Annotated in this window: 21 protein-coding genes and 2 riboswitches; of the genes, 18 read left to right on the top strand and 3 right to left on the bottom strand. The window is 40.3% G+C overall.

Going from position 1 to position 20,371, the window contains the following annotated elements; all coding sequences use genetic code 11:
* Positions 1-67 precede the first annotated feature (67 nt).
* From CZ487_RS04205 to cobT, 15 genes are all read left to right on the top strand, one after another.
* Positions 68-925 carry a PHP domain-containing protein gene (locus CZ487_RS04205; RefSeq protein ID WP_077210926.1) on the top strand — a complete coding sequence of 286 codons (858 nt, stop codon included), beginning with the start codon at positions 68-70 and terminating at the stop codon, positions 923-925.
* Between the two features lie 35 nt (positions 926-960).
* Complete coding sequence (locus tag CZ487_RS04210; RefSeq protein ID WP_077210927.1) at positions 961-1,596, top strand: DapH/DapD/GlmU-related protein; 636 nt, start codon at positions 961-963, stop codon at positions 1,594-1,596.
* 137 nt (positions 1,597-1,733) lie between these two features.
* Positions 1,734-2,435 carry a GntR family transcriptional regulator gene (locus tag CZ487_RS04215; protein ID WP_077210928.1) on the top strand — a complete coding sequence of 234 codons (702 nt, stop codon included), beginning with the start codon at positions 1,734-1,736 and terminating at the stop codon, positions 2,433-2,435.
* 184 nt (positions 2,436-2,619) lie between these two features.
* Complete coding sequence (gene phnG, locus CZ487_RS04220) at positions 2,620-3,042, top strand: phosphonate C-P lyase system protein PhnG (RefSeq protein ID WP_077210929.1); 423 nt, start codon at positions 2,620-2,622, stop codon at positions 3,040-3,042.
* A gap of 19 nt (positions 3,043-3,061) precedes the next feature.
* The gene (gene phnH, locus CZ487_RS04225; RefSeq protein WP_077210930.1) at positions 3,062-3,661 is read left to right on the top strand and encodes a phosphonate C-P lyase system protein PhnH; all 600 of its coding nucleotides are present in this window, start codon (positions 3,062-3,064) and stop codon (positions 3,659-3,661) included.
* Positions 3,661-4,785 carry a carbon-phosphorus lyase complex subunit PhnI gene (locus CZ487_RS04230; protein ID WP_077210931.1) on the top strand — a complete coding sequence of 375 codons (1,125 nt, stop codon included), beginning with the start codon at positions 3,661-3,663 and terminating at the stop codon, positions 4,783-4,785. Before phnH ends, CZ487_RS04230 begins: the two co-directional genes overlap by 1 nt.
* Positions 4,785-5,642: an alpha-D-ribose 1-methylphosphonate 5-phosphate C-P-lyase PhnJ gene (locus tag CZ487_RS04235; protein WP_077210932.1), complete on the top strand. Its 858-nt coding sequence runs from the start codon at positions 4,785-4,787 to the stop codon at positions 5,640-5,642. Before CZ487_RS04230 ends, CZ487_RS04235 begins: the two co-directional genes overlap by 1 nt.
* Positions 5,639-6,484: an ATP-binding cassette domain-containing protein gene (locus CZ487_RS04240; RefSeq protein WP_077210933.1), complete on the top strand. Its 846-nt coding sequence runs from the start codon at positions 5,639-5,641 to the stop codon at positions 6,482-6,484. Before CZ487_RS04235 ends, CZ487_RS04240 begins: the two co-directional genes overlap by 4 nt.
* Before the next feature lie 45 nt (positions 6,485-6,529).
* The gene (gene phnM / locus CZ487_RS04245; RefSeq protein WP_077210934.1) at positions 6,530-7,708 is read left to right on the top strand and encodes a phosphonate metabolism protein PhnM; all 1,179 of its coding nucleotides are present in this window, start codon (positions 6,530-6,532) and stop codon (positions 7,706-7,708) included.
* A gap of 30 nt (positions 7,709-7,738) precedes the next feature.
* Positions 7,739-8,446, top strand: a complete 708-nt coding sequence (locus tag CZ487_RS04250) for a phosphonate C-P lyase system protein PhnL (RefSeq protein ID WP_077210935.1) — start codon at positions 7,739-7,741, stop codon at positions 8,444-8,446.
* Between the two features lie 113 nt (positions 8,447-8,559).
* On the top strand, positions 8,560-9,591 hold the full coding sequence (gene phnD / locus CZ487_RS04255; RefSeq protein WP_077210936.1) for a phosphate/phosphite/phosphonate ABC transporter substrate-binding protein: 1,032 nt from the start codon (positions 8,560-8,562) through the stop codon (positions 9,589-9,591).
* Between the two features lie 23 nt (positions 9,592-9,614).
* Positions 9,615-10,403: a phosphonate ABC transporter ATP-binding protein gene (gene phnC / locus CZ487_RS04260; RefSeq protein ID WP_077210937.1), complete on the top strand. Its 789-nt coding sequence runs from the start codon at positions 9,615-9,617 to the stop codon at positions 10,401-10,403.
* Entirely contained in the window at positions 10,393-11,178 is a 786-nt protein-coding gene (locus CZ487_RS04265; protein WP_077210938.1) for an ABC transporter permease subunit, read from the top strand. The genes phnC and CZ487_RS04265 overlap by 11 nt, the downstream gene beginning before the upstream one ends.
* Entirely contained in the window at positions 11,178-12,038 is an 861-nt protein-coding gene (locus CZ487_RS04270; RefSeq protein WP_077210939.1) for a PhnE/PtxC family ABC transporter permease, read from the top strand. Before CZ487_RS04265 ends, CZ487_RS04270 begins: the two co-directional genes overlap by 1 nt.
* A 79-nt stretch (positions 12,039-12,117) precedes the next feature.
* Positions 12,118-12,294: riboswitch (cobalamin riboswitch) on the top strand.
* A gap of 81 nt (positions 12,295-12,375) precedes the next feature.
* Entirely contained in the window at positions 12,376-13,425 is a 1,050-nt protein-coding gene (gene cobT, locus CZ487_RS04275; protein WP_077210940.1) for a nicotinate-nucleotide--dimethylbenzimidazole phosphoribosyltransferase, read from the top strand.
* A gap of 415 nt (positions 13,426-13,840) precedes the next feature.
* Here the strand turns inward: cobT and CZ487_RS04280 are convergent, their stop codons facing one another.
* Together CZ487_RS04280 and CZ487_RS04285 are read right to left on the bottom strand one after the other, a co-directional pair.
* Positions 13,841-15,202 (bottom strand): PFL family protein, encoded by a 1,362-nt coding sequence (locus tag CZ487_RS04280; RefSeq protein WP_077210941.1) that lies wholly within the window; start codon positions 15,200-15,202, stop codon positions 13,841-13,843.
* Between the two features lie 16 nt (positions 15,203-15,218).
* Entirely contained in the window at positions 15,219-15,494 is a 276-nt protein-coding gene (locus CZ487_RS04285) for an ACT domain-containing protein (protein ID WP_077211849.1), read from the bottom strand.
* A 104-nt stretch (positions 15,495-15,598) separates the two neighbouring features.
* Positions 15,599-15,679, bottom strand: a riboswitch (glycine riboswitch).
* Between the two features lie 282 nt (positions 15,680-15,961).
* On the opposite strand from CZ487_RS04285, the gene CZ487_RS04290 reads away from it, so the two are divergent.
* Positions 15,962-16,405 (top strand): DinB family protein, encoded by a 444-nt coding sequence (locus tag CZ487_RS04290; RefSeq protein ID WP_077210942.1) that lies wholly within the window; start codon positions 15,962-15,964, stop codon positions 16,403-16,405.
* A 56-nt stretch (positions 16,406-16,461) separates the two neighbouring features.
* On the opposite strand, the gene CZ487_RS26525 is transcribed toward CZ487_RS04290, so the two are convergent.
* Positions 16,462-16,599: a hypothetical protein gene (locus CZ487_RS26525; RefSeq protein ID WP_154676011.1), complete on the bottom strand. Its 138-nt coding sequence runs from the start codon at positions 16,597-16,599 to the stop codon at positions 16,462-16,464.
* Between the two features lie 149 nt (positions 16,600-16,748).
* Between CZ487_RS26525 and CZ487_RS04295 the strand changes: the two genes are divergently transcribed.
* Both CZ487_RS04295 and CZ487_RS04300 read left to right on the top strand, forming a co-directional pair.
* Complete coding sequence (locus CZ487_RS04295) at positions 16,749-19,352, top strand: calcium-translocating P-type ATPase, PMCA-type (RefSeq protein WP_077210943.1); 2,604 nt, start codon at positions 16,749-16,751, stop codon at positions 19,350-19,352.
* A 199-nt stretch (positions 19,353-19,551) separates the two neighbouring features.
* Positions 19,552-20,331 carry a TerC family protein gene (locus tag CZ487_RS04300; RefSeq protein WP_077210944.1) on the top strand — a complete coding sequence of 260 codons (780 nt, stop codon included), beginning with the start codon at positions 19,552-19,554 and terminating at the stop codon, positions 20,329-20,331.
* Positions 20,332-20,371: the final 40 nt, after the last annotated feature.

Below are 20,371 nucleotides of genomic sequence, written 5' to 3' on the forward strand. Positions count from 1 at the left end.
ACTCTATTAACCTTTCATACTTGGTGCCAAGTTACTCTAGAAGAAAAGAAGATAGAGGAGGAACAAGATGAAGGTTGAATTGCACTGCCATACAAATATATCTGACTGCCCGTTGTCTAGTGAAGAAGTCTTGTCTTTAGCTGTAGGGGAAGGGATCAGCCATATCGCAATTACCAATCATGATACAACAAAAGGGTTAGTAGAAGCTATGGAAGAAGGGAAAAGATTAGGGATTGAAGTAATACCAGGTATTGAAGTATCTGGGTTTGATTTTCAAAGAGGCAGGAGAGTACATATTCTTGGTTACTTTGTAACACCTGGACATGATGCGATTACCAGCCTATGCCAGCCAATAATTGAGAAAAGGCATGCTCTATCTTATGAGATGGTGCAGCGTTTGATCACGGCTGGCTATAACATTAAATGGGAACGTTGTTTAGAGCTATCTGCTGGAGGAACAGGGGTTTACAAGCAGCATATCATGCATGCTTTGATAGAAGCAGGGTACGCGGATCAAATTTACGGGGACCTGTATCGTAAATTATTTAATCGCGGACAAAATGGAGAAAAGCCGGGCATTGCTTTTATCCCAATGGAATATGTAGATGCTAAAGATGCTGTCCGGGCAGTTCGAGAAGCGGGAGGAGTTCCTGTTTTAGCTCATCCCGGACAATATGGTAATTTTGAATACGTCCCAGAATTAGTAGAAGCAGGTCTTCAAGGAATAGAAATCTGGCATCCACTGCACAGCAAAGTACATGAAGAACAAGCGAGGAAATTAGCTTTTGATTATGATTTAGTGATGACAGGCGGCTCGGATTTTCATGGGGAGTATGGAGAAAAGCCTGTCCTGTTGGGAAGTAAAAATCCAGGGATAGAATGCTTGAACGCATTAGCAGCTAGGAGAGTGAAAATAGCAAAATAATAATTATGTAAAAAAGGAAGGGGAGGTCGCTGCTAGTGCCGCTTATATACAAACCTAAGCAGGAAGAAAAGTTGTCCATTACTCCTTATATTGATGAAAGCAGCCAGATTATAAATAGTTACGCAGGAAAATGGACGTCCATTGGCGCTTATAATAAAATCATTGAATCAAGCTTTGGAGATTACACTTATACGATGGATGATGTGACAGTTAATTATACGGAAATCGGTAAATTCTGCAGTATTGCTTCACATGTTTGCATAAATCCCGTTCAGCATCCAATGAACAGAGTAACACAGCATCATATGACCTATCGTAAAGTTTCCTATGGTTTTGGGTCTGAAGATGATGAGGAAATCTTTGATTGGCGCCGCACGCAAAGAGTGAAAATCGGCCATGATGTCTGGATCGGTCACGGAGCTATCATTATGAAAGGCGTTGAGATTGGAACTGGCGCTGTCATTGCTTCGGGTTCGATCGTGACAAAAAACGTGGATCCCTACACGATTGTTGCGGGGGTCCCAGCTAAGCCTATTAAGAGAAGGTTTTCACCGGAAATATCTGATTGCCTATTAAAAATATCTTGGTGGGATTGGTCCCGTGAAAAACTAGAAACTCACTTTGATGAACTGAATGACGTCGAAACTTTCATAGTAGCACATAGGAAATAATGTTCATAAAAGCCTTGCTCATTTTGCAGGGCTTTTTTTGGTTGTCCATAAAAACTTTACATTATTTTAATCCCTGATTTAAATAAAAAGGTTAAAATTTACAGTGATCTGAACTTTCGGATGGGGGTATTGTCTAAATGTGCGAAAAGATGATTTTGGTTGATGTACTGATTTCGGACATACAGGGAGGAAAATACAAACCGAATGATAAACTGCCATCAGAAAATCAGCTGGCAGAACAATTTCAAGTGCCAAGGATGATTGTTCGAAAAGCGTATGAAAGATTGCAGGAACTTGGTTTTATTTACTCGAGACAGGGGAAGGGCAGTTATGTGCAAAATCAAAAATTGCAAATTCCTTTAATTCTTTCGGGTGACATCAGTTTTAGTGAAAAAATGCGGGAGCTAGAATTTGATTTTGAAACGGTAAATCTTTGCTGTGAAAAAATTGATTATGATTCAAAGGTCTATCATAAGCTTCAAGCAAAACCGGAGGAGCATATCTATAAAATCAGCCGCCTTAGAATTGTCAATGATGTTCCAGTAGCTATTCATACATCCTATGTTTCACAAGAAGTGTTTGGAAATGTTGATGAAGTTGGAGAAGAGATTACTTCCATTTTTCATTTTTATAAAAGTCAAGGATATCGGGACTTCATGGGCTTAAGAAGTCATTTAAGCGTCGTCTTTCCCAATCAAGAGGAAAGATCCATTTTGAAATGCACAAGCTTGGTACCACTGATTCTCTTAGAATCTGGCTGTGTCGATCAAGCAACAGGGACAGTACTTGAATATACGAAAATTCATTATCGCAGTGATTGCTTTACATATGTCATCTAATCTATCCGAGCTCGCTAATACAGCGGGCTTTTTTTGCGTTCAGTTCCACGCCAAGGGACTTCCCGCATTTGTTCCGTTAAAGAAATTTACAAAACTCGTACGAACTTAATCGTTTTTTTACGTTCACCCACTTGGCAACAAGATAGAGTAAAAGTGCAGAACAAAGACAAATGGAGGCCATGGGATGAAAAGAAAAAGAAGAACGGAAATATTGATCAACGGCTCTCGGCAGCTAGCGAAGAATATGGCTAGTGACATAGAAAAATATTATTCCCTTGAAGTGATACAGGAACCCCAGCATGGAATGGTGATGTTAAAAACACGTGAAACAGCACAAAAAAGTCTGTTTTATCTTGGGGAAGTCATCGTAACAGAATGCAAGGTGATGTTAAAGGATTCGATCGGAATTGGTGTTGTCATAGGAGATCAGCCTGAATTTGCTTATCAGCTTGCGGTAATTGATGCCGCTTTTTTAGAAGAAGTACCTGAAACGGCAAGATGGATAGGATTGCTTCAAAAAGAAGAGAGCAAAATTAATGAAGACCGAAAGTCTTATTATAACGATATTTTAAAAATGAAAGTTAGTTTCGAAAATATGGATGTTTAAGGAAAAGGAGGAAAAGCAAGTGAAGTTAGACAGTGTTCATGATCTTCAAACCGTGTATAGAAAACTCGTTGATTCCACCTCAAGACCCGGGTTTATTTCGGATTTGGTACCTGAGGCAGATAAACTTGATGATACAGTTGATTTTTCTGAGTCGATTCTGCTCTTAGCGCTGACACTGTTGGATCCTGAAGTGAGTTTTAAAGTGTACTCGAAGGAATCCCATATGGTGTCAGAGAAAATTAGTACGCTTACTTATGCGAAAAAGAAAGATGCAGATGAGGCTGATTATATATTTGTCCTAAAAGATGCTGAAGAAGGTTCCCTTGTAGAGGCAATCCAACAAGGCAAGCCAGGTACACTGAAAGATCCTCATGTGTCAGCGACGATTATTACTGAAGTAGATAGATTATCTGATGACGGGGAGCTGCTATTAACAGGGCCGGGCATTCAAAAAAGTAATACGGTGGCTGTAGGTGAAAGCGACAGCTGGGTAGAAGCGCGTCAGTTCAAAAATACTGAGTATCCAATGGGGATCGATTTGCTGTTTGTTGATAAACAGCATCAGCTTTTAGCGTTGCCGAGGACTACGAGAATAATAAAAAACAGGGTGATGAATTAATGGGATATGTTGCGGTCAAAGGCGGGACTAAAGCAATTGAAGAAAGTATTAAGCGCCTCAAATATGAAAGAGTTCATAAAGGATCGACGATTGAAGTAGAAAAAATTGAAGCCGGGCTAAGAGGGTTAATAGATCAGGTAATGTCAGAAAGCAGCTTGTACAGCGAGAGTTTAGCTTCTTTAGCGATTAAGCAAGCCGAAGGAAATCCAGAAGAAGCCGTCTTTCTTTTAAGAGCATATCGTTCAACATTACCAAGAAAACATGTTTCAAGAGTCATAGAGTCAGAGCAGATGTTAGTGGAACGAAGGATATCCGCTAGTTTTAAAGATATTCCAGGGGGACAGATACTAGGGGCTACGACAGATTATACGCAACGGCTGCTAGATTTTAACCTGCTGGAGGAAACAGAGGAAAAGGTAAAGGAATGGCTTGCTCAGTTCCATTCAGAACAAATGGAAGCGAATGAGGAGTCTCATACAACTGATCTCACCATTCCGAAAGTACTGGATTATTTACGTGGGGAAGGCCTGATTGCTCCTTGTGAAAATAATGACCAGGAGCCAAGGGACGTTACAAGAGAGAGTCTGGATTTTCCCGCGGCTAGGAGTCAGCGCCTTCAGGTATTAACGAGAGGACAAACGGGAGCCGTCACGTCACTTGCCTATGCTGTTATCAGAGGCTACGGTGCGCTTCATCCAACTGTAGGAGAACTTCGAGTGGGCAGTTTCCCAGTTTATGTCGACCATCCACTTGAAGATGGTGATGATGAGGACGGATTTTACATTGGTTCTATTAAAACGACTGAAGTAGAGATGCTGATGCCGGTTACCGTTGAAAAGGAATTAGGGAAAAAAGAAATAGAGTTTGAGATCGGCTATGGAATATGTTTTGGACAAAATGAAACAAAAGCGATTGCGATGGGAATCTTGGATCATTGCTTGGAAAATCCTGATCCTGCCTACCCGAGTCATAACGAGGAGTTTGTTCTATATCATATCGATGCTGTTGAATCGACAGGCTTTATTTCGCACTTAAAAATGCCTCATTATGTCACGTTCCAATCGAAGCTTGATGCTGCAAGAAAGACCAAAACAACAGCAGAAAAAGAAGAGGTGAGAGGTTGATGAATATAGCTTATAACTTTGCTTTTTTCGATGAAGGTTCAAAAAGAGAGATTAGAAGAAAGACATTAAAAGCGATTGCAATCCCTGGCTATCAGGTCCCGTTTGCGTCAAGAGAAATGCCGATTGGCCGCGGCTGGGGAACCGGTGGTCTGCAATTAACTCTTTCACTTATTGGCAGAGAGGATGTCCTTAAGGTAATTGATCAGGGATCAGACGAATCTGTCAACGCAGTGAACATAAAAAAACTAGTTTGTGACACGACGGGTGTTGAAATAACCGATCATACTTCAAATGCGACGATCATCCAATCAAGACATAGAATTCCTGAGGTGCCGCTAAGAAACAATCAAATTCTCGTATTGCAGGTTCCGATTCCTGAACCGCTGCGTTTTTACGAACCAAGTGAATACGAGACAAAGAAGCTTCATGGTGAAAAAGAGTACAGCGGAGCTTGGCTGATGTTGTTTGAACAGATTATGAAATATGGGTCCATGACGACAGGCGCTGATCATCCTGTTATGGTTCACGATCGGTATGTCATGGCACCAAGTCCGATTCCGCGTTTCGACAATCCCAAAATGAACGAGAGTGAAGCACTTATTCTTTTAGGAGCAGGACGTGAAAAGAAGGTATATGCCGTTCCTCCATATACAAAAGTAGTTTCTCTGGATTTCGATGATTATCCTTTCCAAAGAGAGACATTTGCTGGAAAGTGCTGTCGATTATGTGGCGCAAGCGATGTATTTTTGGATGAGCTTATCGATGAGGAAAGCAAAGAGACGGTTTACCAGTGCAATGATACTAGTTATTGTTTGGAAAAATTAAATGAAGACGCAGCTTTGGAGGTAAGGGTATGAACGGGTTAGAGGAGCCGGTACTGTCTGTCAGAAATTTAAATAAGCAATTTGGACCGGGGTGCCCATATTGTCAACAAACTCAATCTACTAAAATGATCAAAAATTACTGTCAGGTTTGCGGAACTGTATACGCGTGCAAGGATGTTTCTTTTGAAGTATATCCAGGCGAAGTCTTGGGAATCGTGGGTGAAAGCGGAAGTGGAAAGTCAACGTTGATGCAATGTCTTTATTTTGATCAAGATGTTACAAGGGGTGAAGCTTATATCTCAACGTATCAAAATGGCGAGAGAAATCTTTTTCAAGAATCAGCTCAGGCGAAGAGATATATTCGTAACCATATGATGGGAAAAGTTTATCAGAATCCGATGCTTGGACTTAGAATGAATTTTTCTTCGATAGGAAATATTGCCGAAAAGCTGATTGCTGCCGGCAATCGTCAGGTTGGAATGATGGAGGAAAGAGGAACAGAACTTTTGAACAAAGTGAATATCCCGGTGCATCGCCGCAAAGAAGCTCCGAAAAACTTTTCTGGCGGGATGCAGCAGCGTGTTCAAATTGCCAAAGCACTTTCTAATCACCCTCCGCTGCTCCTCTTGGATGAAGTGACAACGGGCTTGGATTTATCTGTGCAGGCTAGTGTACTCGATTTGATAAAAAGCCTGCAAAGAGAGCTTGGCATCAGCATTGTTTTAGTATCCCATGATTTGGGCGTGATACGGATGCTTGCAGACCGGACATTGGTAATGCTTGAAGGAAAAGTGATTGAGCAGGGACTGACAGACCAAATCCTAGAAGATCCCCAAGCCAAGTATACACAGCAGCTTGTTCATTCTTTACTGTAACTAAGCTGCAACATCATCGGATTACTTATTTAAGGAGGAAGTACCGTGTATGTCATTACAAATGGAAAATTGATTACAGAGGATGCGATTTTGCAAGGCTATGATCTTTTAATACAAGACGACAAAATAGCAAAAATAGTTCCTAAGGGCGAATTAAAATTTGAAGAATCAATGGAAATTGTTGATGCTGCAGGAGGCTATGTAACACCAGGATTCATCGATATTCATTCGGACTATATCGAGCATATGGCAGCGCCAAGACCGACTTCATTAATGAATTTTCAAGTCAGCCTGCGGGAAACAGAAAAGGAATTGATCTCGCACGGTATTACCACCATGTTTCATTCTCTTTCGCTGATTAAGGGAAGCGAATATTCTTATAAACCGATTCGTGAGCCGGATAATGTGAGAAGATTAATAAATTTAATCCATCAAACTCACAGCATGAAGCATCTTGTCCGCCATCGTTTTCATGCGAGGTTAGAGATTGATAATGTCGATGAAATTAACAATCTTAAAAAATATATTTCTGATAAAAAAGTACATTTAGTCTCTTTTATGGATCATACGCCAGGGCAAGGGCAGTACCGTCATTTAGAAATATGGAGAAATACTGTAAAAGGGTATAACGAGTTAAGTGATTCGTCGATAGATGTGCTGATTCATAACCATCAAACAAAGGAAAAACTGAGCATTGATGATATTCGGGAGATTGCACAGATTGCAAAGGAAAACAATATCGCTATTGCTTCCCATGATGATGATTCTGTTGAAAAGCTTGAGCTTGTCAAAAGCTTCGGAACGACCATTAGCGAGTTTCCAATTACGATGGAAGTTGCATACAAGGCAAAAGAATTGGGATTATATACGATTGCCGGTGCACCAAATGTATTGCTTGGCGGATCACATAGCGGCAACTTAGGAGCAGCAGAGGCGATTCAGGAGGAGACGATCGATATTCTTTGCAGTGACTATTATCCAGCTGCGATGCTGCATTCTATTTTTGAGCTCGTCAATAAATATGGAATGGATTTAGTAGAAATGATGAAGCTCGTTACGATTAATCCTGCTAGAGCTGTCAAAATGGATCATGAAATAGGATCAATTGCAGTCGGAAAAAAAGCAGATTTACTAATTGTGGAGAAAATGATGGATGATTTTCCGGTTATCACGACTGTGTTTGTGGACGGAAAATTAATTCAAAAAACAAACTATCGAATTTAATAAGAGAACTTAAAGAAAGCGGGTGAAAAGGTGGAAAATCTACTAGAAATCAAAGGTCTATCAAAAACATTTACCCTTCATAATCTAGGAAAGCATATACGTGCGGTAAGCGGAATTGAAATAGACGTGAAAGAAGGGGAGTTTGTCGGAATAACTGGAAAAAGCGGCAGCGGGAAGTCGACCGTTCTAAAATGCATTTACGGAACGTATCGCCTCGAGGAAGGGAGTATTTTGTATGATTCCAAAAGGTTTGGGCCCGTCGATCTCGCACGCGTATCAGAGACAGAAATGCTTTATTTGCGGAAACATGAAATTGGCTATGTTTCGCAATTCTTAAATGTAATGCCGCGAACGACAGCAAGGCAATTAGTGAAGCAGGCCATTCTAGAAATGGGAAATGATGAGTGTGTTGCCGATCAAGAAACCGTTAAAATTCTTACTCACTTTGAGTTAAGCGAGGAACTTTGGGATAGCTACCCTGCTACTTTTTCCGGCGGTGAAAAGCTGCGGCTTAATATAGCAAGAGCCATGGTGAAGAAACCAAGACTATTACTGCTCGATGAACCGACAGCAAGTTTGGATCAAGAATCTAAGTTAAAGGTAAAGGTACTGATTCAACAATTAATGGAAGAGGGTACGACGATGCTCGGGATTTTCCATGACCTTGAATTCATGAACAACCTATGCAACAAGGAATATAAGATGGAACGAGGCAGCTTCTCTCTGCAAGGTTCGTAGTTTAACAATGATTTACAAATTATAATACTAGCTTAATAGAGGATTGACATTGATTCGATATATTTTTCCTGTAGAAAACATTAATCACACTTAGAAGTGAGAGGAGTTTAATTATGAAAAAAGTAGTGCTGTATTTATTGTCATTGGCCGTCGTCATGATAATTGCAGGTTGTTCTTCATCAGCAAGTTCGGAGGATAAGGATACAATAAGAATGGCATGGCTTCCAAACGAATCAGGTGCAGATCTTGTGGAAGCTAGAGATGAGATTGGCAAAATAATTGAAGAAAAGACAGGGATGAAAGTAGAGCATCAAACGACAACAGATTATATTGTCGCGATTGAAGCAATTGCAAATGGAAATGCGGATGTAGCCTTTTTAGGGGCACAAGGATACATAGAAGCACATAACAAAAACGAAAATGTGCTGCCATTAGTGGTTCCGACAGGTGCTTCTGGAACACTAGATGATGCCGTCTATTACAGCTGGTTAGCGGTTCAAAAAGGAAATGAAGATCAATATAAAGATGGTGATGGGTATGCCATCGATGAGATTCAAGGAAAAAGATTCTCATTTGTATCAAATAGTTCTACATCAGGGTTCAAGGTTCCGTCAACAGGTATTGTAGATTACTTCAGTAAAAAAGAAGAGTTCAGCTCTTTAACAGCAGAGGATCTATTAGAAGGCGGCGATGATAAATTCTTTACTGAAGTACTATTTGGCGGTTCTCACCAAGGATCTGCGGTTAACTTGCTCTCAGATAAAGTGGATGTTGCAGCTTTTTGTGATACATGTGTCAATAACTATGTAGAACTAGCAGAAGGCGAGGAGAATCGACCTGGTTCTGTTTATCGAGTATTAGATGATGCAGCTGAACCGTTTAACACAGTGGCAGGAAAAGAGTTCAGCCTCATTTCCGTAACGCCAGTGTTAAATGCTCCATTTGTTATGAATACAGAAACGATCAGTGAAGATCTTCAAAAGCAGCTTCTCGATATTATGACATCAGATGAGATTGCAGAAAATGAAAAAGTCTTTGTTCCTGAGGATTCAGAGTTTTCCGGACTGTTCAAAAAGACAGCAGACGAACGATTAGTAGAAGTAGAGGACGCTTGGTTCAATCCAATTCGCGAGCTTTCTAAATAAGAGATAGTAAGGAGAGTTAACAAATGACAGCTTTACTTCAAGTTAATAATTTAACCAAGCAATTTGGTCATGATGCTAAAGCTTTATCAGACGTTGGCTTCTCCGTTCAGGAAGGAGAGTTTGTTTCAATTATTGGTCCCTCGGGGGCTGGGAAATCAACTCTCCTTCGCTGCATTAATCGAATGGTTGATGCGACTAGCGGAGAAATCATGTTTGACGGTGTGAATGTGCTGAACTTAAAGAAAAAGGAATTAAAAAAGGTTCGCACGAAAATCGGTATGATTTTTCAACACTATAATTTAGTTAATCGCTTAACGGTGATTGAGAATACGCTCCATGGTAAATTAGGCTGCAAATCTACATTATCAGGAGTTCTAGGCCTTTACAATCGAGAGGAAAAGGAACAGGCCATGCATATTCTTGGGTTGTTAGGATTAGATGATTTCATCTATAAACGGGCAGATCAATTAAGCGGCGGGCAAAAGCAGCGTGTCGGGATTTCGCGTGCCTTGATCCAAAATCCTAGAATGCTTCTATGTGATGAACCGATTGCTTCGCTGGACCCTAATTCAGCAAAAGTGATTATGGATTATTTAAAAAATATTTCCGTTAATATGGGGATCACGGTTCTTGTCAATCTTCATCAAGTGGACGTGGCTTTGAAGTATTCCGATAAAATCATTGGGATAAATGGTGGTCAAGTTGTGTTCATTGGAGCTCCCAAACACATGACGAGGGCTGATATCCAGCGGATTTACGGCTCAGAAGCGGAAGATCTTATTTTCGACGCAGGTGGCATACATGCAGGCTGATATTTTTGTAAAAAAGAAACGAAATTCATTTCTATTTCTAGCAGTTTTAGCTGCGGTAACTTTTTTAGCGATTATCATTACAGAATACGATGTCGTCAAAGGGTTTACTTCCTTGCCAAATGCGATTGGGTGGGCGCTGGCAAACTTTTACCCGACACAGGAGTCGCTCGCGAAGCTTCCTGATATATTGGATAAGATGATTGAAACGGTGCTAGTTTCATTAGCGGCGACAACTGTCGCAGCCGTTTTTGCTATTTTGTTTGCAATTTTGGGATCTAATACAACAAGAGTGAATGCTTTATTTGGAAGCATATGCAGAGGAGTTGCGACAGTTTTTCGTAATATTGATGTTGCAGCATGGGCGATGATCCTTTTATTCTCTTTTGGTCAAAGTACACTGACTGGTTATTTTGCCTTATTTTTTGGATCCTTTGGATTTTTAACAAGAGCTTTTGTGGAAAGTATTGACGAGGTAAGTGGAAATTCAGTAGAAGCCTTGAGAGCAACGGGTGCCAGCTACTTTTCAATTATTTCTCAGTCCGTTCTGCCTTCGAGCACCCCCCAAATGATTAGCTGGATCTTGTTTATGATTGAAACGAATATTAGAAGTGCTACTTTGATCGGATTGTTAACAGGTTCAGGGATTGGTTTTACGTTTAATTTATACTATAAGAGCTTGAGTTATGATGTTGCTAGTTTAGTAGTGGTCGTGATTATCATTGTGATTTTAGGAATAGAAATGATATCCAATTATGTAAGGAGGGTGATTTTATAATGGAGGTAAACGAACAAATTTCAGCCCAGAGGCAACTGTTAAAAACCCGTCCTCATAATAGGATGAAAGTTAAACCTTTGACGAAATCAGCATTCGTAACAAGAATAACACTGTTCAGCCTTGCTGTCTTAACGATTTATGCTTTTTTCACTTTTGATTATAAGGACATCGATTTTGTCGATGCTGTACTGTTGACAATCGCAAATCTCAAGGCGATGTTCTTTGAACCACATCTCAAACATTTTACATTCTCACATGCGTTCTATCAGGTATTTGTCACATTGGGCCTGGCATTTTTAACGACTTTATTCGGTGCGGTAATCGCTGTATTTCTCGGTTTATTTGCTGCAGAAAATCTTTCTTCTAAATGGATTTCTACCATGATAAAAGGTTTTGTAGCTTTTATAAGAGCTGTTCCGACTGTGCTTTGGGTATTAATATTTGCGGTTGCGGCGGGGCTTGGAAGTGTGGCGGCTGTTATCGGGATGACTTTTCACAGTGTGAGCTACTTAATTAAAGCCTATTCGGAGTCTTTTGAAGAGCTTGATAAAGGCGTGATTGAAGCTCTGCAGGCTAGCGGTGCAAGCTTCTGGCAGATTGTCTTCCAAGCGGTGATTCCATCGTCGATTACTTATATGATTTCATGGACTTTTCTGCGATTTGAAATTAACTTTGCAGTAGCTGTAGCGATGGGAGCGGCTGCGGGTGCTGGAGGAATTGGCTTTGATATGTTCATGGCAAGCGGTTTCTATTTGGATATTAGAGAAATTGGTGCCATCACATATTTTATTTTGGCAGTGGCAATCTTGCTTGAGGTCTTTGCCACAAAGGTAAAAAGAAAATTAAAGGTAAATGCTTAAGCTATTGTTTATACAGAAAGTTTTGAAATCAGCATTGACCAAAATCAAATATCGATGTAGGATAATAATGCGAGATGACAAATTAATAAAAGCAATAGGTGCCCTTCGGGGAGAATAGGGAATGAAGTGAAAATCTTCAGCGGACCCACCACTGTGTTGAGGAGTTTTATTAGAAACGCCACTGAATATCCATTCGGGAAGGCCTAATAAAATGATGAATCTTAGTCAGGAGACCTGCCTATTGCTTTGTTGTTGTAGATGATGGAAAAGTCTGCAGTTTATTTGCTATTTGAATAAACTGTGGGCTTTTTTTATGTTATAAAGGAGGAAAATGAAGATGGATTTACTGCAGAAAACGATTAAGAGAATTTCAGAACCTGATCATGAAATGATGGAATCAGCAAAGCTTAGGGTCGATCATTTGATTAAGCCGCCTAAAAGCCTGGGACGGTTAGAAGAGATTGCTGTTCAATTATCAGGAATAACTGGTAAGCTTTATCCTGTATTGGATCGTAAAGCGGTGATTGTTATGGCTGCTGACCACGGTGTTTATGAAGAGGGAATCTCAAGTAATCCCCAAGGAGTGACCATCGCTCAGACACAACTTTTTCCTAAAGGGCTGACAGGTGTGTGTGCCATTGGAAAGATATCTGGAGCTGAAATTGTCGCTGTGGATGTCGGTGTAAAAGGAGAAATTCCCGATGATAGTGGTGTCATCATTCGAAAAATAAAGAATGGGACAGATAATATGGCAAAAGGGCCTGCGATGACTAGGGAAGAAGCTGTACAAGCGATTGAGGTTGGCATAGAGATTGCAAATGAAGAGATTAAAAAGGGCGTTCAGTTACTTGCGACAGGCGAGATGGGAATTGGGAATACAACGCCTAGTACGGCCATTCTTGCTGTATTGGGAGATATTGATCCTCTAGAAATAACTGGAAGAGGAGCAGGGGTTGGCCATGGAGGGTTAGAGCACAAAGCCGAAGTGATTCGGAAATCAATCCAACTGAACAATCCAGATCGTACTGATGGACTTGATGTTCTTGCCAAAGTAGGCGGCTTGGAAATCGGCGGTATGGCAGGTGTCATGATTGGCGCTGCTGCAAACAGGATTCCGGTAGTCGTTGATGGCTTTATTTCTACCGTAGCAGCTTTAATTGCTGTTTCTATTGAACCAAAGGTAAAGAGTTATTTGATTCCTTCTCATAATTCGATGGAGCCTGGCGGGAAAAAAGCTAGTGAACTGCTGGGTGTCAAACCAATGCTTGAAATGGAAATGTGCCTTGGCGAAGGTTCTGGAGCAGCGTTAGCCTTCCCAATTATTGAAGCGGCTTGCAGTATGATGAAAAATATGGCGACTTTTTCTGAGGTTGGCATGGAAATCTAGAAGTTTGTGATTATCGATTTTTAGTATTTACACCAAAATTGAGGAGATGTGCATAGGAAATTTGCCATGCTTTTAGGTGAAGAATTTACGGGTACTTTATAGAGGGGAGACTTTAAAAGCAGAAATAAAGGGAGAATTTCCTGCTAATGTATACAGGGGAGTCATAAAAAGCAAATATAAGGGGAGAAATTCCGGTTATCGGCTCTTATTAAGGCAAAAATCAAAGATTTGGATCACATAACCGGAAAAAATCCCTTTATTTTTTAGGAAATATGGATATTTCCCAATTTAGAGGGATTTTTTCCGTTTATTTTTCAAACGCAGTGAAAGCAACCTATTTAAATTGCTATTAACTGGTTTACACCTTTAAAAGAGAACCCGGTACTCACAAGAACGGAGTACCGTCTCCTCCTCATTAGTTAATCAACGACTGAAGCGGAGCTGGGATCCGGCCGGCGCGGCTGATCATTTTTTCTGAGCTGAACGGATTGACGCCCATCACCGGTGCACGACCGAGCAGGCCGCCAAATTCAACCATATCGCCTTCCTTCTTACCAGGGACAGGGATGATGCGAACGGCCGTTGTTTTCTTATTAATCATTCCGATTGCTGCTTCATCGGCAATAATTGCAGAGAGTGTGGCAGGGCTGACATCGCCTGTTACTGCAATCATATCTAACCCAACGGAACATACGCAGGTCATCGCTTCAAGCTTGGAAAGCGTAAGGGCGTTATCCTCAATTCCCCGAATCATGCCGTTATCCTCACTAACCGGAATGAACGCACCGCTCAAGCCTCCGACATAAGAACTAGCCATGGCACCGCCTTTTTTTACAGCATCATTCATGAGAGCTAATGCAGCTATTGTTCCGTGTGTACCGACACGTTCCAAGCCGATTTCCTCAAGAATTTCTGCCACACTGTCATTCATAGCGTTTGTAGGGGCAAGAGAGAGGTCCATAATTCCAAATGGAACTTCTAGTCTTTTCGCTACTTCACGGCCAATTAATTCACCGGCTCTCGTTATTTTAAAAGCAGTCTTTTTAATGATATCGGCTACTTCACCAAGATCGGCATCAGGGTAGCGTTTCAGTGCATTCAAGACAACACCGGGTCCGCTTACGCCAACATTGATCACGACTTCACCTTCTCCAGCACCGTGGAAAGCTCCGGCCATAAACGGATTGTCCTCAACAGGATTACAGAAAATCACGAGTTTAGCACAGGCTAGTCCATTTGTGTCTTTAGACTTTTCAGCTGCATCCTTCATTATTACACCCATTTGACGGACAGCATCCATATTAATGCCGGAACGTGTTGTACCTACTGATACAGAACCGCAGACGCGTTCTGTAACACTTAATGCTTCAGGAAGGGCATCAAGCAATGTTTGGTCTCCTTTAGAAATCCCTTTATGGACAAGTGCGGAATAGCCGCCGATGAAATCAATCCCCAAGAGGACGGCGGCACGATCTAGTGTTTTCGCAAGCTCGACCGCTTGTTCAACCGTAGCATTTCCCAGTATTTCTGAGATTGGCGTGATCGAAATGCGTTTATTAATGATTGGAATTCCATATTCTTTTCCGACCGTTTCCGCCGTTTCTCGTAAATGCTCTGCATAATGAGTGATTTTATCAAAAACCTTCTTATTCATTTTATCAAAATCAGAATCAGCACAATCCCTTAAATTAATGCCCATTGTGACAGTGCGGATATCTAAATTTTCAATCTGTACCATGCGGATGGTTTCCATCATTTCCTGCAGCTCAAAATTCATGTTTGACTCTCCTCTCTTAAACACGATGCATTGCTTGGAAGATTTCCTCAAGCTGGATGTTGATCGTCAGCCCTAAAGATTCTCCTAAATCGGCCAATTGCTCACGTAATTCCTCAAGGTTTTCAAAATTTGTTACATCGACTAACATCATCATCGTAAAAAAGTCCTGCAGGATCGTTTGACTAATATCAAGAATATTTACGTTTTGATCGGATAGTAAGGTTGTTACTTTCGCAATAATTCCTACTTGGTCTTTTCCAATAACACTGACAATCGCTCGTTTCTGATTCAATGTTCTCACCTCAATATAAGTTGTTTGGAGGGTATTATCACCCAATAAAAAAAGAGATTGGGGCTTACCAATCTCTTTCGGCGTTAGAATAACAAACATAGATTCGTTACTCTTCTGTCCTTTTGCCTGAGATTGTGAATCCTTCGGCGCCGCTTGTCCTTTGCGGTCTCTCCAGAAGCTGCTCCAGTTATAGTATGACCCATAACGTTCAACGCTTGCTTTTATTATTTTTACGAATCAAAATATTATCAGTGTTTGTCTAATTGGTCAATGAATAAATTATGAAAGTTTAGACATTCACAAAAGAAATATAATTCTTTTTTTAGAAGTTGACAAACATTGTCGATTTTTTAATGTAGTGTGACAAGTTCTTTTATTGGATAAAACCATGTTCACTGTTTATAATTGTTTATGTATACATCTGCGGAAAATTCTGAAAATAGTACATAAAATAGGAGGAGATAGTGGTGAGTGAATTAATTAAATTGCAATTTGAATTATCAAGAGATGGTTTATTAAAGGATCTCGAAGGGGTTTCCCCTGAAGCTTTGGACGTGCAGCCAGAAGGATTTAATAACAATATTCGCTGGCATTTAGGTCATATTTTATCAGCAACTGAACAGTTTATGTTCGGCCGTAATGGTCAGCTTCCAGCGGTATATAACGACTATTTCGGGTATGGTTCAAAACCTGCCAACTGGACAGGTGATGTACCAGCAGCTGATGTACTTGTGGATCAGTTAAAAAGCCAGTTGAGCCGTATTAAAGAAATCCCGAATGAGGTATTTGCTAACAAACTTCCAAAGCAAATTCTCGGCCAAAATACAGTAGGAGAGCTTGCAGCATTAGCCTCATACCATGAGGCGAATCATTGTGGACAAATTCATGCAATGCTCCGAGTAGTAAAATAATATAACTTAAACATAAAAAAAGCTGAACTCAAGTTTCTTCTTGAGTTCAGCTTTTTTTAGCGCATTCTTCCCTGTTGAAATAAAGCTAATCGCCTTAACGTCGCACTGCTGAAGTCTGCTGCATCCTTATTTTTTAGTCTTTCCCTTATTGGATTACTATTAGGGATGTGGTCAATCTTTACTTTTTGCGGCATGACATACCTCCTCTATATAACTAACTTCCCCGTTAAAAAACTTTGTATGAAATAATATAAAAAAGACAGATTATGTCGACGTTAACATGAAATAAATATGATAAAATTTCCATAAAGTCAATTCTAGGCCTTTTGGAAGGAGAAACAATATGAATGATTTTTTTAGCAGATCAACACAGGAAGAGTTGAATGCATTAGATGCGACTGAACAGGGATTGACTTCAGATGAAGTACAGAAACGACAAGAAAATTACGGTTATAATGAATTGGCGGAAGCAAAACGTAAGAGTGCTTTACAAGTTTTTTTATCGCAGTTCAAAGATTTCCTGGTTATTATCTTGATTGCAGCTGCAACCATTTCAGCATTTTTGGGGGAATTTGAAAGCACAATAGTTATAGTAGTTGTAGTTATTTTGAATGCCATTTTAGGAACCGTTCAACATGTTAAAGCAGAGCAAAGCTTAAATTCCCTGAAAGCATTATCGTCTCCTGCAGCAAAGGTGCTTAGAAATGGTCATAAGATCGAGATTCCATCACGAGAAGTTACGGTTGGCGATATCTTATTTCTTGATGCAGGTGATTTTGTCAGTGCTGATGGAAGAATCATTGAAAATCATAGCTTACAAATTAATGAAAGCTCATTGACGGGTGAGTCCTTAAGCGTTGAGAAGGATACTGAGCCTATCATGCAGAAGGATGTACCTCTTGGCGACAAACGTAATATGGTGTTCTCCGGAAGTTATGTAACTTATGGCCGAGGTACGGTAGTAGTAACTAACATTGGCATGAAAACGGAAATTGGTAAGATTGCTAATTTATTGGATTCTGCAAAAGAAAAGAAAACGCCTCTTCAAACAAGTCTTGATGATTTTGGGAAAAAGCTCGCCATGATCATTATCGCTATAGCACTTCTAATCTTTGCGCTGGATTTACTTCGAGGGAATGATATTGTAGAGTCATTTATGTTTGCTGTCGCGCTGGCAGTTGCGGCGATTCCAGAAGCACTGAGTTCAATTGTTACGATCGTGCTTGCTTTTGGAACTCAGAAGATGGCAAAGGAAAATGCCATTGTAAGAAAGCTCCATGCCGTTGAAAGCTTGGGAAGTATTTCAGTCATTTGTTCAGATAAAACGGGGACACTCACACAAAATAAAATGACCGTTCAGAAGGTCTATGTAGATAATAAAGTCATTGAGCATGATCAGCTCAATCTGGCAAAGCCGATTGAAAAAAGATTACTGTTAATATCGTTGCTCTGTAATGACGCGATCACAGAAGATAAAAAGGAAATAGGTGACCCGACGGAAGTTAGTCTTGTGAACTTCGGTGAAGAATATGATTTTGATGAATTTATTATAAGGGATGAGTATCCGCGTGTCGGAGAAATTCCGTTTGATTCTGACCGAAAGCTGATGAGTACGGTCAATTTTTACGATCATAAATATTATATGATGACAAAAGGAGCGCTTGACGTTCTTTTATCAAGGGTGGAAAAAATTGAAACATCTAAGAGAATCATTGATTTTACTCCTGAGCATAAGAAAGAAATCGAAAAAGTTAACCACGAGTTTTCAAGGAACGGATTGAGAGTACTTGCTTTTGCCTATAAGGAAGTCGAGAAAGATCAAAAAGTCGATATTAATGATGAAAATGGTCTCACCTTTGTTGGTCTGATCTCAATGATGGATCCGCCAAGGCCTGAATCAAAAGATGCCGTTGCCGCATGTGTTGCGGCAGGAATTAAGCCTGTTATGATAACGGGTGACCATAAGATCACCGCTGCAGCCATTGCGAAACAAATCGGTATTATAAAGGACGATGCAGAAGCGGTTGAAGGAGCGGAACTTGAAACCTGGAGTGAAGATGAGTTAAAGAAAAGAGTAGCGAATTTATCTGTTTACGCCAGAGTATCTCCTGAGCATAAGATCAGAATTGTCAGGGCATGGCAGAAGAATGGAAATATTGTTGCTATGACTGGCGACGGTGTAAATGACGGACCGGCCTTAAAACAGGCGGATATCGGTATTGCAATGGGCATCACAGGAACTGAAGTGGCAAAGGAAGCCTCATCGATGGTATTGACAGATGACAACTTTTCAACCATTGTAAAAGCAATTTCGAATGGGCGAAGTATTTACGCTAATATTCAAAATTCAATTAAGTTTTTATTATCAGGCAATATGGGTGCGGTGTTGTCGGTGCTTTATGCTTCGTTTCTGGCCTTGCCTGTTCCGTTTGCTGCCGTCCATTTGTTATTTATTAATTTGCTGACGGATAGCTTGCCAGCGATTGCGATCGGACTCGAACCATATAATAAAAAGTTGATGAAAGAAAAGCCGCGAAATATAAACAGTCCTTTGTTAAACAAGACTTTTGCCGGGCGGGTTCTTTTTGAAGGAATACTGATTGCAGTTTCAACTATAGCAGCTTTCCATATAGGTCTGTCAACAGGGGATGCATTAACTGCCAGTACAATGGCTTTCGCCACTTTATGTATGGCAAGATTATTCCATGGATTTAATTCAAGAAGTAATTTATCCCTTGTAAAAATCGGACTTTTTTCGAATAAATACAGCTGGTTTGCTTTTGTTCTTGGGGTGGCCTTATTGCATATCGTCCTTTTGCTGCCGCCGCTAATGGGAGTATTTGAAGTAGCTTCCTTAACAGCTGGTCAATTTGGAACGATCTATGTTCTGTCTTTATTGCCGCTTGTTGTTATCCAATTATATCGTTCTGTTTTTGTTAAGTCGTAAATCATAAGGGTTTTAAAAGTCTTTACCATATTCGGTAAAGACTTTTTTATTTGAAACACCTTTAATGTACATATTGGGAACTTTAGATGATCCTGTAATAGCTGGATTTATTATTAAGAATGCTAAAAAAGGGTCAGGAGACAATAAAGAAAAATAACGTTGAAATGATCAAATTTATTTCCAGAGGAGGCGGTAGTTAGTGGAATTCTCACTTTTATTAGAATATGGATGGGTTTTGTTACTATTGGTGGCTTTGGAAGGACTTTTAGCCGCTGATAATGCCCTTGTCTTAGCTATAATGGTTAAGCATCTTCCGGAAAAGGAAAGAAAAAGAGCGTTATTTTATGGGCTTGCAGGGGCTTTTGTCTTCAGATTTGCTTCCCTGTTTATCATCTCTTTCCTTATTGATGTATGGCAGATTCAAGCAATAGGAGCATTATATCTGTTATTTATGTCTATCAATCATATCGCAAGGAAATTGCTTGCTAAAGGCAAAGAAGAGGATGCAGGAAAGAAAAAGAAGAAAAAAGAATCTGGATTTTGGATGACGGTGCTTAAAGTAGAAGTAGCAGACATCGCCTTTGCCGTAGATTCTATATTAGCTGCGGTTGCTTTAGCGATGACCCTGCCGAATACTCCCCTCCCAAATATAGGCGGTATGGATGGCGGTAAATTCCTAGTCGTTTTTACCGGTGGATTATTAGGTGTTATTTTAATGCGTTTTGCAGCAGACTTATTTGTAAAACTGCTGCATGCTAGACCAGGTTTAGAGATCGCTGCTTTTGCGATTGTCGGATGGGTAGGTGTAAAACTCGCTGTCTTAACTCTTGGGCATGAATCAATCGGAATTATTTCCTATGAATTTGCGCACTCGACGACATGGAAAGTCATTTTCTATGGCGTATTAATCGCTATTGCGGCAGCAGGATGGTTTTTGTCAAAGGAACAAAAAGATGATGTTGGCCAGTCTGCAGCATAGTCATTATAAGAAACAAGCTGTCTATATGAGGACAGCTTGT

The organism is Robertmurraya dakarensis (genome assembly GCF_900156875.1).
Taxonomy (GTDB): Bacteria; Bacillota; Bacilli; order Bacillales; family Cytobacillaceae; genus Robertmurraya; species Robertmurraya dakarensis.

Excerpts from the sequence above, each read along its gene's own strand:
- CZ487_RS04205 (WP_077210926.1), top strand. The coding sequence starts at position 68 with ATGAAGGTTGAATTGCACTGCCATACAAATATATCTGACTGCCCGTTG.
- CZ487_RS04230 (WP_077210931.1), top strand. The coding sequence starts at position 3,661 with ATGGGATATGTTGCGGTCAAAGGCGGGACTAAAGCAATTGAAGAAAGT.
- CZ487_RS04270 (WP_077210939.1), top strand. The coding sequence starts at position 11,178 with ATGGAGGTAAACGAACAAATTTCAGCCCAGAGGCAACTGTTAAAAACC.
- phnC (WP_077210937.1), top strand. The coding sequence starts at position 9,615 with ATGACAGCTTTACTTCAAGTTAATAATTTAACCAAGCAATTTGGTCAT.
- phnD (WP_077210936.1), top strand. The coding sequence starts at position 8,560 with ATGAAAAAAGTAGTGCTGTATTTATTGTCATTGGCCGTCGTCATGATA.
- CZ487_RS04235 (WP_077210932.1), top strand. The coding sequence starts at position 4,785 with ATGAATATAGCTTATAACTTTGCTTTTTTCGATGAAGGTTCAAAAAGA.
- CZ487_RS04240 (WP_077210933.1), top strand. The coding sequence starts at position 5,639 with ATGAACGGGTTAGAGGAGCCGGTACTGTCTGTCAGAAATTTAAATAAG.
- CZ487_RS04295 (WP_077210943.1), top strand. The coding sequence starts at position 16,749 with ATGAATGATTTTTTTAGCAGATCAACACAGGAAGAGTTGAATGCATTA.
- CZ487_RS04265 (WP_077210938.1), top strand. The coding sequence starts at position 10,393 with ATGCAGGCTGATATTTTTGTAAAAAAGAAACGAAATTCATTTCTATTT.
- CZ487_RS04215 (WP_077210928.1), top strand. The coding sequence starts at position 1,734 with ATGTGCGAAAAGATGATTTTGGTTGATGTACTGATTTCGGACATACAG.
- phnG (WP_077210929.1), top strand. The coding sequence starts at position 2,620 with ATGAAAAGAAAAAGAAGAACGGAAATATTGATCAACGGCTCTCGGCAG.
- cobT (WP_077210940.1), top strand. The coding sequence starts at position 12,376 with ATGGATTTACTGCAGAAAACGATTAAGAGAATTTCAGAACCTGATCAT.
- CZ487_RS26525 (WP_154676011.1), bottom strand. The coding sequence starts at position 16,599 with ATGCCGCAAAAAGTAAAGATTGACCACATCCCTAATAGTAATCCAATA.
- CZ487_RS04280 (WP_077210941.1), bottom strand. The coding sequence starts at position 15,202 with ATGAATTTTGAGCTGCAGGAAATGATGGAAACCATCCGCATGGTACAG.